At 53.4% G+C, this 16,633-nt stretch carries 15 protein-coding genes and 2 pseudogenes; 11 read left to right on the top strand and 6 right to left on the bottom strand.

Annotated features, from left to right (window positions below; translation table 11 throughout):
• Positions 1–95 precede the first annotated feature (95 nt).
• A complete protein-coding gene (locus B5G40_RS14625; RefSeq protein WP_087400324.1) occupies positions 96–776 on the bottom strand; it encodes a helix-turn-helix domain-containing protein in 681 nt (226 codons plus the stop codon).
• Positions 777–957: 181 nt separating this feature from the next.
• Here B5G40_RS14625 and B5G40_RS14620 point away from each other — a divergent pair, with 181 nt between their 5' ends.
• Together B5G40_RS14620 and B5G40_RS16985 are read left to right on the top strand one after the other, a co-directional pair.
• The gene (locus B5G40_RS14620) at positions 958–1,173 is read left to right on the top strand and encodes a helix-turn-helix domain-containing protein (RefSeq protein WP_002586623.1); all 216 of its coding nucleotides are present in this window, start codon (positions 958–960) and stop codon (positions 1,171–1,173) included.
• A gap of 234 nt (positions 1,174–1,407) precedes the next feature.
• Positions 1,408–2,013 (top strand): annotated as a pseudogene (locus B5G40_RS16985) (MobA/MobL family protein); the annotation flags it as partial.
• Positions 2,014–2,058: 45 nt separating this feature from the next.
• Here B5G40_RS16985 and B5G40_RS17400 read toward each other — a convergent pair.
• From B5G40_RS17400 to B5G40_RS14605, 3 genes and pseudogenes are all read right to left on the bottom strand, one after another.
• Positions 2,059–2,520, bottom strand: a pseudogene (locus tag B5G40_RS17400) (relaxase/mobilization nuclease domain-containing protein); the annotation flags it as partial.
• Positions 2,521–2,674: 154 nt separating this feature from the next.
• Positions 2,675–2,992, bottom strand: coding sequence for a plasmid mobilization protein (locus tag B5G40_RS16980; protein ID WP_087400319.1), 318 nt, complete (start codon positions 2,990–2,992; stop codon positions 2,675–2,677).
• A gap of 142 nt (positions 2,993–3,134) precedes the next feature.
• A complete protein-coding gene (locus tag B5G40_RS14605; RefSeq protein ID WP_087400316.1) occupies positions 3,135–4,163 on the bottom strand; it encodes an AAA family ATPase in 1,029 nt (342 codons plus the stop codon).
• A gap of 148 nt (positions 4,164–4,311) precedes the next feature.
• Between B5G40_RS14605 and B5G40_RS14600 the strand changes: the two genes are divergently transcribed.
• Both B5G40_RS14600 and B5G40_RS14595 read left to right on the top strand, forming a co-directional pair.
• Positions 4,312–5,628 (top strand): DUF6076 domain-containing protein, encoded by a 1,317-nt coding sequence (locus B5G40_RS14600; RefSeq protein WP_087400314.1) that lies wholly within the window; start codon positions 4,312–4,314, stop codon positions 5,626–5,628.
• Between the two features lie 33 nt (positions 5,629–5,661).
• Positions 5,662–6,540, top strand: a complete 879-nt coding sequence (locus B5G40_RS14595; RefSeq protein WP_087400312.1) for a sigma-70 family RNA polymerase sigma factor — start codon at positions 5,662–5,664, stop codon at positions 6,538–6,540.
• Positions 6,541–6,807: 267 nt separating this feature from the next.
• On the opposite strand, the gene B5G40_RS17210 is transcribed toward B5G40_RS14595, so the two are convergent.
• Positions 6,808–7,101: a hypothetical protein gene (locus B5G40_RS17210; protein WP_206407257.1), complete on the bottom strand. Its 294-nt coding sequence runs from the start codon at positions 7,099–7,101 to the stop codon at positions 6,808–6,810.
• A 135-nt stretch (positions 7,102–7,236) separates the two neighbouring features.
• On the opposite strand from B5G40_RS17210, the gene B5G40_RS14585 reads away from it, so the two are divergent.
• From B5G40_RS14585 to B5G40_RS14560, 7 genes are all read left to right on the top strand, one after another.
• The gene (locus B5G40_RS14585) at positions 7,237–7,716 is read left to right on the top strand and encodes a hypothetical protein (protein WP_087400310.1); all 480 of its coding nucleotides are present in this window, start codon (positions 7,237–7,239) and stop codon (positions 7,714–7,716) included.
• 18 nt (positions 7,717–7,734) lie between these two features.
• Positions 7,735–10,314, top strand: a complete 2,580-nt coding sequence (locus tag B5G40_RS14580) for an ATP-binding protein (protein WP_087400308.1) — start codon at positions 7,735–7,737, stop codon at positions 10,312–10,314.
• 14 nt (positions 10,315–10,328) lie between these two features.
• Positions 10,329–12,050 (top strand): hypothetical protein, encoded by a 1,722-nt coding sequence (locus B5G40_RS14575; protein WP_087400306.1) that lies wholly within the window; start codon positions 10,329–10,331, stop codon positions 12,048–12,050.
• Positions 12,051–12,066: 16 nt separating this feature from the next.
• The gene (locus B5G40_RS14570) at positions 12,067–12,786 is read left to right on the top strand and encodes a tetratricopeptide repeat protein (RefSeq protein ID WP_087400304.1); all 720 of its coding nucleotides are present in this window, start codon (positions 12,067–12,069) and stop codon (positions 12,784–12,786) included.
• A 257-nt stretch (positions 12,787–13,043) separates the two neighbouring features.
• Positions 13,044–13,493, top strand: coding sequence for a hypothetical protein (locus B5G40_RS16755; RefSeq protein ID WP_143383436.1), 450 nt, complete (start codon positions 13,044–13,046; stop codon positions 13,491–13,493).
• A gap of 383 nt (positions 13,494–13,876) precedes the next feature.
• The gene (locus B5G40_RS14565; RefSeq protein WP_087400302.1) at positions 13,877–14,812 is read left to right on the top strand and encodes an abortive infection system antitoxin AbiGi family protein; all 936 of its coding nucleotides are present in this window, start codon (positions 13,877–13,879) and stop codon (positions 14,810–14,812) included.
• Between the two features lies 1 nt (position 14,813).
• Positions 14,814–15,911: a hypothetical protein gene (locus B5G40_RS14560; protein WP_087400300.1), complete on the top strand. Its 1,098-nt coding sequence runs from the start codon at positions 14,814–14,816 to the stop codon at positions 15,909–15,911.
• Positions 15,912–15,916: 5 nt separating this feature from the next.
• Here the strand turns inward: B5G40_RS14560 and B5G40_RS14555 are convergent, their stop codons facing one another.
• Positions 15,917–16,618, bottom strand: coding sequence for a hypothetical protein (locus tag B5G40_RS14555; protein ID WP_087400298.1), 702 nt, complete (start codon positions 16,616–16,618; stop codon positions 15,917–15,919).
• Between the last annotated feature and the right edge of the window lie 15 nt (positions 16,619–16,633).

Below are 16,633 nucleotides of genomic sequence, written 5' to 3'. Positions count from 1 at the left end.
CTTCGGCCGGCGACAGGTTTTGGCCTGCCGCTTTTTGTGCTGCGATGGTTTTTCATGAGGCGTTGAAAGCCTGTTTGTCAAGGTTCACGCCCTCGCTACTTATTTTCGTAGCAAGGTGCCACGGAATTTTCTTTTTCGGAAAGCCTTTCTTCGGCTTCCTCCACTATCCCGAAAAGTGCGCCCATCGACATTCTTGTGCGCCCCTCATCGTGGATATGTAAAATCCCGTCTAAAAACCGTTTCATATCCTCAATCGGTACTTCCATCTTCTTGCGGTATACCTGTTCCATGATTGCCCCGGACTCTATGGCGTACCGTCCAAGAGACTCTTTCAGCCCTTTGTCCTCCGCCACACGGTCAACTTCCTCCATAGCATCAGCAAAGTAGCAGGTCATAACCGTATACAGGTCAACCATCTTGCCGAGAAATGTCGTGAGAAGCTGCTGGTGCGGCTCGCCCTTTACTGTATAGGAAACTGTGTCCAGATATTTCCTGATGTGTTCCTCAATATCCCGCTGGCAAAGAGTATAGGTGTCATATTCCTTATCATCGGAAAGACCTGTCAGCCATTCGGGAGTTGTGAGCAACGCTTCCGCAAGACCGTTGATAACCATTGTGCGCTTCGGATCAACTCCGTCCGCTTCATACCGCTGAATGGTGGATTTGTTCACGCCTACACGCCTGCCAAGTTCCGGCATGGTAATGTTTAACTCTGTGCGGCGTTCCTTAATCCTCCTACCGACCTGTTTTGCGGTGAATGTGGTTTCTTTTTTCAAGGTGTTCACCTCCTGACTGGTATCAGTATAACACGCCGATACTTATTTTGCAACCTTTATCTCAATGAAAGTTGTAAATAAACTATGAATGGTTGCAAAATAGGTTGACAAGAGATGGCAGAATAAGTATAATGATAAAACAGTAGTTGCAAAATGAGTATTCTAAAAGGAGGTTGATAGAATGAGCGCAGTCAAAATGGGACTTACCATAGAGGAAGCCGCAGAATGTACGGGTATCGGCAGGAACACCATGCGGAAGCTGGTGGAATGGGGAAAGCTGCCCGTCCTCAAAGTGGGGCGCAAGACCATTATCCGCAGGGACACGCTGGAACGGTTTCTGACGGTCAATCAGGGAAGAAATCTTCTGAAGCCCGATGATGTCCGCAGAGTGGAATGACCATCCATTCTCTTTTCGGAAAGTAACCCTAAGCCCTCGGCGTTTGAGAGCGAAATACACCCCTCGCACAAATCTTCGATTTGTACTCCGGGTATTTCGCCCTTGCAGGGGGCTTCCGTATCAACCGCCTGCGGCGTATGATACGGGGCTGTCACCGCTGCCGCAGCGACAGCCACAACCGTAAACGGTTGCAAAAAAAGGACGCACCTTGACAACAGAAAACGGAGATGATGTATGCCGAGACACAGTTTTATCCAGATGTCAAAACTGCCCAATGTCAAAGGGCGAATATCGTATATTACAAGCCATGCAAGGCAGGAAAATCTCTATGCCACCTACCGCACCGCCGATAGCACCTTTTGGAGCAACCTTGCAAGGGAAAGCCAGCAGGAGTTTCAGCGCAGCGGCACAGAGGGCAAATGTATCGAAGCAAGGGAACTGATTATCGCCTTGCCCGAAATCTATACGCAATACGAGCCGCAGCAGGTACTCACGGACTTTACAGAGGAGTTCCGCAGGCGGTACGGTGTGGAGTGCGTGTCCGCCCTCCACCACAACAAGCGCAAGACAAATTATCATATCCATCTGATTTTCAGCGAGAGGAGGTTGCTCCCCGAACCTGATGTAAAGGTTGCTTCCCGCAGCGTGTTCTTTGACGAGACTGGAAAGCGTGTCCGCACCAAAAAGGAAATCACGGGGGAGGACGGGCAGATACGGAAAGGCTGTACCGTCATCAAAAAAGGCGAGGTATACGAAAGCCATCTGTTTACTACCAAAGATACACGCTTTAAGGGAGAGCCTTTTCTCCGAGAGATAAAGGAAGTGTATACAGATGTTCTTCCGGCTGTCTGTCCACCGCACCTGGTACCCCTCACTCTCCATCAGAGAAATAAATTCATCTTTGGTTTCGGCGTACTTCATGCACTGGTCGATGGTGTCCATCAGTCGGAACTTCCAACTCTCGCCCTTGGCGGCGGAGCGGTATTCCCGGCTACTCATGCGTTTTTGTTTCACCTGCTTTTGAGGCGGTGGCAGGATCTCCAGACCGTGGGCGGCACAGATCTCGTCGCTGGCCAGCCGGTGGGCCTGGAGGTCGGCGGCGCTCTGATGGAGCTTCCTGCCGTCCTGGAAGCTGACGCTGTTGACGATCAGGTGGCTGTGCAGATGGTCGGTGTCGATGTGGGTAGCCACCAGCACCTCAAAGCTGGGAAATTCCCGCTGGGCCAACTCCAGAGCAATGGCGTGGGCCTCCTGGGGCGTCAGGTCATCTGTTTCCGCGAAGGACTGGACGAAGTGGTAGTACTGCCGCCCGTCCGTTTTCCGATACCGCTCCTTGGTGAGCCGCATCTCGGAGAGGGCGGACTGGGCGGTGCAGTTCCAGCCGGACACCAACCGCAACCCCTCCCACAGCGTTTTTTCGTCCTGCTGGGTGTACCGCAGCACGCCGCCCAGAGCGCCCCGGCCGCCGCCCCGGTTCTTGACGGCGGTAAAAGTAGCCATCTCAGGTCACCTCCCGCAACAGCTGGCGGAGCTGCTCGTTGATCTGACCGTAGCCCTCCGCCAGTCGATCCCCATACACCACGGCGATCTTGCCCATGTTGGCCAGAGTGGTGAGCTGGTTGAGATTCCGCCCCTGGGCTTTCAGTTCGGACAGCACCTGATCCAGTCCATCCACCCGGACGATCTTCTTGCCCAGACCACACAGGCACAGGTAGTCGGTGACCGTCAGGCTCAGTTCCTGGGCTTTGGCCCTGATGCGCTCTTTGACTTGCGGTGTCACCCGCAGGGTGATGATCTCCGTTTTCTTTTCTCTCTGCATTGACGCTCCTTTCTCCCCTTCAGGGGCTGGGGGCCGGGGTAGCGCCCCGGAATTGCGGTCGGCGTATAGCCGGACGCGATGCTTGCCCTCCCGAAAGGGAGGAATCCGCATCTCCGGCCCCGGCCGCATTTCCTTCCACAACTCAATTGGCAGGGTCGATGGTGACGGTGTTTCCGGCAGTGGGATCATCGACACCATCGGCCCTTTTCAGGCAGATGAGCCGCTCCCCGTTGCTCTTTCGGAAGCTCACCACGATGCCGCTCCGCCTTAGCGCGTCAACGCTTTTGCGGAGTTTGTGGGAGAAACTGTTGGGTGTCAGGCCCTCCGCGCCGTCAGGGTCGATCTTCTCCAGCAGGGCCTTGGCAGGGGCGCAGATCTCTGGCTGCTCCCGCAGCAGGGCAGAGAGAAGAAAAAGCATCCGCCCGCAGGACTGATCTGCCTGTCCGCAGTCATCCGAGAGAAGGTTCCAGATGTGTGTTTCATTGTTGAACTCTAAGGATAGCTCCCGGTAGACGATGTCCCTGCCTGTGCAGTAGAGGGTGGCGGTGTTCTCTCTGCGCTTGCTCCTGCGGAGCACAAAGTTGGAGTCTGTGGCCCCGCTCAGGCCCGTGGTGCCGGAGATCATGTTCATCGGGTCGTCGTCATTCAGCTTTCGCAGGTGGTGGATGAGCAGGACGGCAATGCGGTGCTGGTCTGCCAATGCCTTGAGGACGCCGATGTCCCGGTAGTCGCTGGCGTAGGGATTGGCCTCGCTGCCCACAGCCCGGATACGCTGGAGGGTGTCGATGACCACCAGCCCGGTGGCCGGATGTTCCCGAAGAAACTGCTCCATCTGCTCCACCAGCCCGCTGTGGAGCTGCTCCGACATCACGGCGAAATGTAGTGTCGGGGGCGCGTCCTCCGTAAGATCCAGCAGGCGGCTCTGGATGCGCTGGAAGCTGTCCTCCAGGCAGAGGTACAGAACTTCGCAAGGTTTTGTGGCAAAATTCCAGAGGGACTCCCCCTGGGCCACCTGGAGGCAAAGCCACAGGGCCAGCCAGGACTTGCCGATCTTCGGCGCGCCCGCCAGCAGGTGGAGGCCCTGTGGCAGCAGATCCTCCACCACAAATGAGAGCGGTTCGTAGGGGATACCCAGCAGGGTATCCGCGTCAATGGTCTCTAAATTTTTCATCCAAACATCTCCTTCTCAGAAAGTAAGGGCGGGGACCGCCGGCACGCGATCCTCGCCCTTCTACTTGTATTGTGGAGATTTTTTTGATACACTCAGAGAAATAGCAGACAAATTAAAATCATTTGCAGACAAAAAAGAGGTGGCCGTCTTGTTTACATCCATCGCTTTCTACATCGCGGAGAAGGTATTAGGATTGAACGACCGGGAGTATCCCTTGGGAGAATTGACTGCGGAGGTGTTGAACATCTCCCCGGAGGAGTACCAGGAACTGCACCGGATGATGGGTAGAGCGATGGAGAATATGGATCGCTACGAAAAGAATCGCCAGATGCAGGACTGGTTCAACGCAAACGAGGAGATGGTTCGGCTCCACGAATCCCTGATCCAGCACAGAATTTTTCGCTTGATTCAAGAAAACCCGGAGGTACTCTATGAGGCACGGACACTCACAGAGCAGTACACACTGTTTCCGGAAGATGGGGATACGCTGACACCAGGAGAACGGGATTTGAGTATACTGGGTGCAATCATGGACTACGAAAATTATCTGGAGCAACCGGAGGAGTATGGCGGTTCAGACTATCTGGCATATCAGATCAACGGTGAGCGGTTTGAAGAGACGATTCCCCGTCCACCGGTCCCACCAGCTCCGCCGGAAAAGACCAGGGCCCTGCTGATCGTGCCTGGGCCGGTGGAGATGAAGTGGGAGTTTTACAAAAATTACTGCATGACTTACGGGAAAATCCTCATGGACATCGCCTCCGTCTGCCAGACGCTGCGGGCTTTCATCCGAATGGGGCTCTCCAAGTTGGACAGACTGACGCCGGACAACTATGTGGCAGCACTGCACACCTTTCTGTTCCACGAGCGCGCCCACAAGTGGATCGCCAACCCCGTGGACGGGACAGGATTCTACACCCGCATGGACGATGTGCGGCTCCACCTGATTCCACGGGAGACCTCCTCTGGCTCCGGTACGTTCAAGGTCTACGAGTACTACGAGGCAGACCGGCTCCAGACCATACTGAAACTGGACTTCTACAAGGGACTGGAGGCTGGCCACCTGATCCGCCGGTGTGAGAACTGCGGGCGGTTTTTCCTGCTGCAAAAGGGTTACCACACCAAATACTGCGACCTTCCCAATCCCACCCATCCCAGGTACACCTGCGCCCAGCTGGGCTACCGGATTCGGGGCGTCAAGGAGGAGGCGGAAGACAGTCCGCTGGCCCAGGCCCTCTACCGCTGTTTCCAGCGGATCGACAAGGACAAGTCGCGGGGCAACATCACGGCGGAGGAACGGGAGCTGCTGCGGGAGAAGGCCCAGGAGCTCTACCACACGGCCCGGACAAAACCGGGGACAAGCTATGAGGCGTTCAACGTATCTCTGTCCAAGGAGAAACTGTACCCGCTGTGCGGTGTCCAGAGAAAGAGCAGACCCAGAGGACGGCCGAAGCGAAACACCTGAGTTTCACCACAGGAAGAAAGGGGGCGGTGGTTCATGACAAATGAGGAGTTGTATCAGAAGATACGGGGCGGCGACGCTGACGCCTTTGAACAGCTCTACGAACAGCTGGAGAACTTCATCCGGGCCATCGCCCTGGACGCGGCCAGGCGCTTTGGGTGTAAAGATGCCGCAGCGGTAACACTGCTGGAGGATCTGTGCGCTGAAGGAAACCTGGAACTGTGGGAGCGTCTCCAGGCCGGCGGCTATGACGAGGAGACTGGGAAGCTGACCACCTATCTCTATCCCTTCCTGCGTGGGCGGATGTATCGCTATCTGGAGACCAACTTGGGCGTCATGGCCCTGAGCAAGGACGAGATGGAACGGGTGCGTCTGGCCCAGCGGCTCTATCACACGGAGGACAAATCTGTGGCGGAGATTGCCGCACAGATGGGCATTTCCGAAACGGCGGCCGCCCGACTGATTGGGTACAACACCCATTTTCTCTCTGTATTTGACCTGCGGAAGGAAGATGAAGAGGGCGATCCTCTGGAGCGGCTGTTGGCCCACCAGCAGGGGGCGTCCGCGGAGCAGATCGTCTACCGGAAGGTGTGCCTGGAGCTGCTGGAACCGCTTTTTCGGTCGCTGAGCGCCAAGGACCGCTCCATCCTGGGCCACACCTTCGGCGTCTACGGCTATGAGAAGCTGTCCGCCGACGAGCTGGGCCTGCGGGAGATGCTCACCCCCGACGGTGTGACCAAGGCGCGAAAGACGGCTCTGGAGCACCTGCGCCAACGCTACCACGGAAGTGATCTCCACCGCTGGCGGGAGGTGTTCCGGCTGGTGAACCGGGCCAGGCGGGAGCCTCTGGACAGTGGGCACAGCCTGCCGTATCCGGCGTGGTGGGAAACGTTAGGACGGCTGAATGACAGTTGAATGTTTGACCGCCGGCATCGCCCTGCCGTCTTGCCTGCCCCTACCGTGTGTCAGGTTAGCAGCGCTACCAAGGTCATAGGTACAGGTCTATGGGACACCGTCCCCGTGCGTGTCGCTTCAGTCTGTTCGGGGCCATTTCATACCTCCTCACCAACGGGAGCGGCAATCCCGGTTAAGAGCCGTAAAAAACAGAAATTAGGCGATAACAGCGGCCCGGAATGGACTATGACCCGTATGGGCCATTTTGAACGCAAAAAATGATGTTTTTTACAACTCAAGAGTTAGGAAAAAGGAGTGAAAAAGGCCCCTCTCGCATAACAAACCGAAAAATAGAGGAAACGGAGCGCAGAATCCAAAAATAGGATTGAAAAAAGCCAGAAAATAACTATAATTAAGTTTGATGAACAAGACCCCAAAATCATTGTCAGCACCAATAACACGGACGTAAAGAACCGGCTGGCGGCCTACGCCCGCCGCTGAACAGAGTATTGTCGGGAAGTGAACGATGACAGCTGGGGCTGCAAGACCTTTGAGATCGATAAGGGCCACTTCTACTTCCATCTGGCCGCGCTATACAACAAGGAACGCTGGGAGGCTGAGAGAAAATTTGTGAAGGACTGCGGAAGAACGAGAAGATTAAAATCGGATTTTATCAGTATTAAGGAAAAGACATGAGACAGTATGGAGGTGTAGTTGATGGCCCGGTTTGAAAAAATGCGCAGCGATGCCATCAAGGAGATGAGCAAAGCGGATCTCAAGGCCTTTGAGCTGAGCGACAGGAGCGATGAGCTCAAGGAAAAATCCGATCAGTTGCAGGAGGGAATCTCCAGGATTCCCCGCGACCTGCCAGAGGAACTGCAGCAGCAGATTGACGCCGTCTGCCAGCAAGCCCAGTCCGAGGTGAAGGCGGAGGCTAAGTCCCTGGAGGAAGAGGCATACGAGGCACAGGCTGATGCGCTAAAGGCCCTGGAAAAGACTCGACAGGACAGCGATGACCTGAGAAAGAAGGGGGAAAATCTTAGCGGCCTGCGGGATGTACCCCTAATCGGTGCCTTTGCTGATGCCAAAAGCCGTGAGCTACAGGAGAATAGCGGGCAGCTCTCCGACATTGCCCAGGAGACGCAGAAGCACTCCGATAGGCTGGCGGAAATTCGGAACAAGCTCATGGGAATCTAACAGAAAGCGGTGTCCGACATGGTCTACTTAGGCTATTCGTTAGAAGCCGCCCCCGACCTCTCCCTGGCCAAGTACCAGGCTTTGGGAGACAACGATGCGGGCGGAGTGGTGGGGCGGCACAACGCCTTTCTGCGGCAGTGGAACCGCATCACCATCTTGGCCCAGGCCCGCATCCACCTGATTGTCCAGTTCTGCGCCAAGAACCAACCCAGGGAGCGGATGAAGTTTTTGTTTGTCCTGAGCACCGTCCGGGAAAATATGCTCCAGGCCCTGGATCAGCTGGTGAAGGCCTCCCCCCTGGCGGACTACTTCCGCCTCGTCCCAGTGAAAACGGAGGCCCTGAGCCAGCAGCTGGCCTGGGATTACAGCCATGAGGCCATTTTGAAAAAAATCGAGCGGCAACGCAGTTCCGATACCTCCACCGATGCCAACGCCGCCAGCTTCTTCCTGGTGTCCGGTTGGACGTCTGCGGAGGACGCCCGGTTGCGGGATATGCTCCGGGTGATGGACACCCTGCAGGAGAACCTGGCCTATGTAGTCAGCTTCGAGGGGGTCAACGCCTTTGATACTGTGTCCCACGCCCTGGAGCGGCCCATCGCCTATCTGCGTAAAAAGACCTCCTATGGCTTCTCCCAGAGCGTGTCCCTGGACACCACGGTTAAGGCGTCCTCCCGGGACATTGCCGCAGAGGAAACCTTGGACGAGTATGAAAAGTTTTTGACCTGTGTCACCGAGTCCCCCTGCTTCTACGCCAATGTCCGAGCTTTCTCCCAGACCCCCACCGGAGCGGAGCTACTGCTGGCGGCGGCGGCGGGGGAGGCGATTGAGGAGGGCAACGCGGAGATCTCCTGTCTGAGGCAGTGCGAGCCGTTGGACGATGTCCTGTCTGCCCATCGGTTTTTTGCCAAAATGGTACCGGAGTCCCTGCGGTTCTGGCCCACCTTGTTCGCTCTGGAGGAGCTCTCCCCCTTTTTCCGCTTCCCTATTCTCCTGGAGGGGGAGCAGATCGACTTCCCCAAGGAGACCCAGGCCAAGCACCTGTCCCAAGGACTGCCCCTGGGCCGGGACAGCTTCGGCTATCCGGTGGCGCTGGATGTGGATTTGCTGAAAAAGCACGCCTTTGTGTGCGGCGTCCCTGGCGCGGGCAAGACCAACACCATGCTGGGCTTGTGCTACAATTTGTGGAAGGAGTACCGCATCCCCTTTCTGGTCTTAGAGCCGGCCAAAAAGGAGTACCGCGCCCTGGCCCAGACCGACATTGAGGATTTGGTGGTGTTCTCCCCGTCGGCGGGCTCTAAGTTCCCCCTGGCCATCAACCCCTTCCAGTTTCCCAAGGGCATGTCTCTGGCCGAGCACATCCAAAATCTGGACGAGGTGTTCGAGGGGGCCTTCCCCCTGGTTCCCCCCCTGCCCGCCCTGCTGGATCGCTCCATTGAGGCTGTCTATCTGGATCACGGCTGGGACGTGGAGGACATCAACACCGGGGAGCGGGAGTACCCCACCATGACGGAGCTCTATCAAAAACTGGAGGAGGAGTTGGAAAAGACCGACTACGACGGGGAAGTGCGGGGGAACATGAAGTCTGCCCTGGAGATGCGAATATCCTCCCTGCTACGGCGGGACTTGGGGAATGTGTTTGACGTGCCCGTCTCCACCATCATGCCGGAGAACTGGACGAAGTACCCGGTCATCATTGAGCTGGAGTCCCTGGGAAAGGGGCCGGCCAACTTTTTGACACTGATGCTGTGTACCCTGATCCGGGAGACGCTGCGGGCCGACCCCAAGGGGGACTTGGGCAAGCCGGTGCGCCATGTCATCTTTATTGAGGAGGCACACAACCTGATTGCCCCGGAGAGTAGCGATACCACCGGGGAGGATGCCAACCCCAAATCGGCGGCCACCAGCTATATTGTGAAGATGCTGGCGGAAGTGCGGGCCCTGCGAGAGGGCATCGTCATCGCAGACCAGCTGCCCACCACCATGGCCCCGGAGATTCTGAAAAACACCACGCTGAAAATCGCCCACCGCATCACCTCTGAGGACGACCGGAACCTGATTGGCTCCACCATGGCCGCCTCTGGGGTGCAGTTGGAAGAGCTGTCCACCTATCTGCCGGGGGAGACCCTGGCCTACTATGAGGGACTGCTCAAGCCCTTCAAGCTGCGGGTCAATATGTTCCAGGCGAAGGACGCCCCCGACACCCAGCAGCTCTTTGAGCTGATGAGAGCCAAGCCGATGCACCAGAAGGCGATGCTCTTCACTGTCCAGAGCCGGCTGGTAAAGCTCCAGATGCAGTGGGTGGAGGAGTGGAAAACCGCCACTCAAATCTATGACAAGCTGATTGCGGACTGCAACCGCCTGCAGGATCGGGCGGGGGACGGGAACTTAAAGGAGGCCCTCAGCGAGATTATGAAAGACCAGCTGGGCATGAACAGCTCCCTGGAGGTGCTGAAGCGGCTGGTCAAAAAGCACAAGGACTGGGTGCGGGACTTTGAAAATCTGCCCAAGGATTATACCGAGTTCCAGGACAAGGCGGAGAAGGACATCCAGGCGATTACCTATTACGTCACAAAGAAATTGACTGACATCAAATTTTAGGGAGGATATGTGAGATGGGATTCTTCGGTGATGTGGCCAATATAGCAGCAAAGGGGGCGGGTATCTCCGTCCGGAAGGCCAAAATCAAAAAAGAGGTGGAGGCCCTCCGCCAGCGTGCCCAGGAGGAGCAACCCCAGCATGAGACAAGGTTTCGGGAGTACCTGGCCCAGGAGCGGGAGGCCTATCTCGCTCAGAAGGAGTACTACATTGTCTCCTATATGTTTGCTCAGATGATGCTGGGGAGTCACATGGGGCTGCGGGATTTTTCCTTCTTCGACCAGATGCCTCAGGAGTACCGGGGCGGGAAGCTATACCTGGAAAATCTGAAGATGGTGGAAAAGGAGTACTACTCCTTCCTGGCCAGCGCCTTCCGGGACGGGGAGATCACGGCCCCCTCCATGATAAAATCCCTAAAAGATCTGCTCTATTTCCAGGAAATACGTGGGGAGCTGGAGGAGATCATCGCGGCGGAGCCCTTCCTGTCCGACGAGAGGACGGCCTCGGCCAGCATCTTTACCGGCTGTGAGGATGTGGACGGGCTACTCCAGAAAATCCGAGAGCTTGATATCAATGAGGCTTTCTCCGCTATCGCCGCCTTCTCGGACGGGGTGGAGGCACTGGATGCGGGGGACTATAAGGGAGCGGTAAAGCTCTGGCTGTTCGGGAACTGCCAGCAAGAGGACTTTGACAAGATTAAGCTGGCCCTGCTCCACTTCGCCCAGGATGAGAACCAGGACGAGGGGGCGGTGGAGCTGTATGACGTCTACAAAAAGCTCTGCCGCAGGCTGTTCGGGTTCAGCCAGGTGAAAACCGTGGACAACGAGGAGAAAGTAGTGCTCTACCCCAGCGTGGACATGGTGATTGGGGAGGAGCTGCGCCATCTCCACTCCGGGACGGTCGACCAGTACGATGAGACCTTGAAGGACTGGCTGGAGTGCTGCGGTCCCCGAGCAGACCGGGAACAACTGGATGTACTGCAAAACGTCCTCTTCCACCTGGGCGCCTTTGGGCAGGAGAGGATCATCCTGGAGTATATGGTAAAGAATAACATGCCACGCACGGCGGAGCAGGAGCAGCGGCTGAAGTTCCTCAAGGGGAGCGGGGCCTCCGGCGGCAGGGGCGGCGCCTTCCTGGAGTACGGCGCGGTGAACGTCCAGGCCAAAGAGGACGAGCTGCTCTATGACCACCGGTTCTTCCACTGGAAAGCCAACGAGATTCAGCAGTACTTCAACAACCTCTCCCTCAACCGGAAGAAGCAGGAGTTCCCCATGGTCATGGACGAGTGGCAGAAGGACGTGAGCATCCAGGGCCTTGGCTGGGACGGCGCGCGGGTGCGGCAGCTGGTGGCCCAAGAGCTGGAGCGGAATTTTGGCGACACCTATGACGTGACCATGATTTCGGCGGGCGCCGCGGTGGAGGACTGGGTAGACGTCATGCCCACCATCTATATCCACGCAAAAGACCCCACGGCCCGGAATGGGGAGCTGTCCTTCCTGGTCGCCGGGGAGCAGATCACCAACGCCGCCATCCACTTCACCATTATGGTGCTTCTCTCCCACGCGGACGCCCAAGGGAAGGCCATGGAGAATGAGGCCCTGTGCAAAAAAGTGATTGCGGTAAAGGAGAAGCACAACCCCAGAATGGAGACCTTTATCTCCACCATGAAAAATATCCTAATCACCCAACTGGAAAACTGGATCAACCAGTCCAACAACAGCCAGGAGATCTACTGCTGAGAGGAGGAGAGGGGCTATGGCTCTGTTTGAGGATAATATTAACGTAAAAATCGGACGCGTTTTGTTTGAGAAACAGGACAGCAAGGAGATTTTCCAGGCGGCATACGGATTGAAGCAGCTATTTGACGAGGGTGGGAAGAAGGATGCGGTAGCCGGCACCATGGCAGTGGAGCTGGCGGTGGCGGCATACTTTGAGGGGTGCCCCACGGGGGCGGCCCTGGCCGCCTACTGCATGCTGGACGGCACCGGGTACCGCACCTATTCTGACCTGCGGATTCCCTTTGAGGTCTATACGGAGGCTGGCATGGAGGGGGACTATGAGTGCGCCTATAACCTGGCGGTGGAGTATGACCACGGGTATCCTCCCTATGTCCCCCAAAATCCCTTCATTGCCTCCTACTACTTTAAGCTGGCGGCAGATTCCGGGAGCGCCCGGGCCCAGTTTGAGATGGGGAATCGCTACTTCGACGGAACCGGGGTGGAGATTGACTTCCAGCAGGCGGAGGCCTATTGGGAGGCGGCCGCGCAGCAGGGCGTGGCTGCAGCCCAGTATAACCTGGGCTGTCTGCTGGATGGTTCCTTGACTGGCGGGCCCTCCCTCACCACCTATGAGCCAGAGCGGGCGGGCTATTGGTTGGAGCAGGCTGCCCGGAACGGCCACAAGGACGCGGCACAGCTGCTGAACCTGCGCTATCGGTTCAATCAGCGGAAGAACAAGTGGGAGAAGATACAGTGATGAGGGATAGATGAGCACTGACAGAGGAATCCAGATGGAATTATTTGAGGACATGGTTCGCCCTCCGGCCAGATCAGTATCCCAAAACATGTTCCGGTTCTATTCTTGGATATGGTCGGCACCCTCCGCTTTATGTCTCATATAATCCCAAAACCAGTGGGATATGGCTACTCCATATCCCACTGATTCTTTCCCCCATAATAGCTTAAGCCCCATAGGTTCACATTGTGTACCTATGGGGCTTAACCGTTGTAAACATGGACTTTTTACCTGATTTCACAAAGTGTATCAAAGTGGGAGAAAAGTCAAAAGCATCTGTACGGTTTGAGACTTTTGAAATAAACATACTAGTAGAAGATCTGCGTATTAACTATGAGAAAAATATTGAGCGTTTAAGAAGTAACCCATGTCAACCCTCTTATCGTGGCACAGTGTTAGTTGTCGAGGTTTATTATAGAAATGTTCTTGGTCAATGGTTTAAAAATACTGTACGCCAAGAAATATCATGGCTCAACAATACACATGCTGAACCAAGAAAAACCCACAACATAAACGAAAATACCATTCCCCCTTGTCCTCTTGAGCAGAATACAGAGTTTGAATTGCAACTTGTTTCTCCCAAACTATCCGTTTTCGCGACTGATCTAATTAATGTGACAGAAATAGAAGGAAAACTGGAGCAGTATAAAAGGAATTTGAAATACTAATTGCCGACAATCCGATAGATGTTTTTAATTCGCGATTTTTTAAACCCTTAAATGACACTCCGACCAATTTGTCAGAAAAACCGCCTGTTCAGGCGGTTTTTCTGCGTTTTTTAGTTTTGTTTTTGCAGTTTGGACGATTGCTGTTTCGTGGTGGTTTTGAGACAAAAAAGTGGTTGGAGTACGAGCGACTGGAACAGCCAAATCCCTAACCCATCCCTAATTGGCATGACTGCTATACGCTCTCTTTGAATACGACAAATTCTTGAGATTTCCAGCTTTATCCTCTATAATAGTTTTACGGTGAGCCTTTGGCCACCAAGGTAGCCGTATGGGTATATTCCCATGCGGCTTTTTGACTTTAGAAACCAGATGGAGATGATGGTATGCCTACCAATAGCCCAATTTATCTACCATATGATGATTATGCTCAGAGTGCCAATACGCTTTTTCATTTTATGAAAAAGCAAGAATACCTAAACTCCATTCTCCTACGCAGGGCCATAATTCCACGGTATTGTATTGAAACCATAGACTACCTAAATATCCGAAATGGCACTCGCTTATTTAACGAAGCCGCCATTTTGCAAACGTGCTTCTGTGATATTCCTTTTCACAAACTTGCAGATTCATTCGCTGTAAATGGTGTTGGTGATGTTTATGAATCCTTAAGCAAGGATGAACGGGCTGATCTCGAAAAGAACAACACACATTTTGCTTATTATGGAGAATATGCAGTGGCTTTTTCAAAAAGTTGGGGTGAAAAAAAGCATCTTCAGCCGGTTCACTATCTTAACAAAAATTCCCAATATGCAAAAGATTTTTCTGCTCTATTTAGTCGAGTTTTTCAGGATGATGACATTCCAGAAGAATATTCTCAAGATGTAATCAATCGTTTGGCGTACATCAAACCATTGCGAGGAATTATGAAGAGAAGAATCACTCGTCGCGATTCCAGTTCTGCTACAATTGAAATCTACAAAAACTTCCATGACGAGCGCGAGTGGAGATATGTTCCGAATGTTGAGGTTCTTACTGCTTTGAATACAGAAAGCATCATTGCTAATCCTTATATAATTCCTTTGGCCGACGAAATTAGCAAGGGATTAGAACAGGATAGATACAAAAAACTTTGGCTTGACTTTTCCTATGATGATATACGGTATATCATTGTTCCAAATATCCTCGCCCGAATTGAAATTATTAAAACTATAACCGATTTACCTGATAGTTGTTTCGAAAACCAAGACGATATTTTCATGCAGAAAAATGTTTTGATCAGTAAAATCCTGGTGCTGGAAGAAATCAGAAGGGACTGGTAATATGCCAAATAAACTCAAAGATATTTTTTCTGATGATATGTTTAATATGAGCGGCACTCTGCATTTTAGCGACGGAGAGGCATATAAGAACTTCTTATCAGCTTTGGAAATTGTATACGCCGAAGGGCGTGTCGTTCCGGTCGAAGGCGTTACTTCAGTTTCTACAACAGTCGGACACTTGGGCACCAAATTCCCATTAGAAGAAAAAACTAACATAACCCAATTCTTAGTTGGCCCGGCGGTAGAACCCGTGCCTATTACACTTGATGTAGACGGAAATAAAAAAACTATAACGCTGTTGCGTAGTCGGATTAAAGATAAAGTAATTTTGCGTTCCGAGCCTGATGCCATTGTTGCTTTCAATATTGAATTTCTGCTTGGCAAAAATAAACATACCCTCAATTATAAGGTGCAATTTGAGAAGGCAAAAAGCATTAGAGAAGTTGCTGACGGTTTTAGCATCGCTGCAGCACTCTTGGCACATTTATATAGTCGTGAAGATAACATCCCCTCTGAAGACGGAAATATTTCTCTATCGGATATAAAAGAATATTTTCGCCGTTACAAATCTTTCTTTAAGCGTTTAAGTGTAATAGAAAGCAAACTTGCCATTTCAATTTCTCCAGATTTATTGAACACCCTATCTCCAGAAGAGCAACAAGACATTGATAATATTTATTTGCTTCTATATGAGAAAAAAGTTGTCCGCTTGAATGCCAGGCTCACATCCACGAGTTCGACAACTGTGACTATGAACAATGTTGAAACATCTCTCAGTATTGGCGACAAGATAGCATTAACTTTCGTAGGTAGCATTGAGTTTAGTTTCTTAAAGCAGTCCGTTACCCTCCACACTGCCAATCTGTTGATAAATGCGCTGGTGAAAGATATTCAAAAGTGTGATGACGGCACAGTAAAGGTTTTGTATGGTGATACTGATAGCAAACCCATGTATATTTCTTTTTCTGCATTTCAAACAAGCGAAGAAGCAAAGCAAGAATCAGAGACCATATTGAAACACGAAGGAATTTATGTTAATGCCCTAACAAGCGATGCATATATTACTCAGTACTATGAAGAACAGCAAGACAAGATTTAAGATCTCTACGCATTCATAAAGGCAGAAGCCCAAGGGACGATATCTCGCCCCTTGGGCCTTGTTTCTTTTACCCCACTCTCTCGAACGGTATCACCTTGTACCGGCTCTCCTCCGGCGGGTCGGGCGGTTCCGTAGTACCAACGCCCGTAGCGATAGCCGTAATGGGGCGGGCAATTGGCGCAGTCACCGTCGCAGTGTCCGTCATGCTTCTTGTTGAGGTGACCGGCGACTGCCGCTCCGGCTGCGAAGGCCGCCAATGCCGACAGCAGACCGCCTTTCTTTTTCGGACGGGCAGCAGAGGATGCCGCTGCCTGTCTCCGGAGTTCTTTCACATCATCAAACACATCAATGCGTGACCGCCTGGAGATTTTTTGGAAGGAGGAATCATCGATCATCAGGTAGATCTCTTCCAGCTGTTCCCGGTTGAAGGGAACAGTTGTCTGCTCCGCCATTTTGCTCAGGAGGGACTGGTCCACCATGGCCACCATTTCCAGCACCTGTTCCGGGGTGAAACGGACACCGGCAGAGAAGGCCTTTTCCAAAAATTTGGCGGCAAAGGCACTATCCACAAAATCGAGTTCCTCCGCAATCTCCCATACCTCATCTGCGGGGCCATAATCGGACAGGCGATAGGCGTAGCTCTTCTGAGTGCTGGGCGACCAGCCATAAAATCCGTCGTAGTATTCTTCCCAGGTCAGTTGCTTCATGCCTGACACCTCATA

This window comes from Flavonifractor sp. An9 (assembly GCF_002161245.1).
GTDB classification, from domain to species: Bacteria; Bacillota; Clostridia; order Oscillospirales; family Oscillospiraceae; genus Flavonifractor; species Flavonifractor avicola.
The sequence above is the reverse complement of the archived record's forward strand: the minus strand, read 5'-3'. Positions and strand labels throughout refer to the sequence as shown.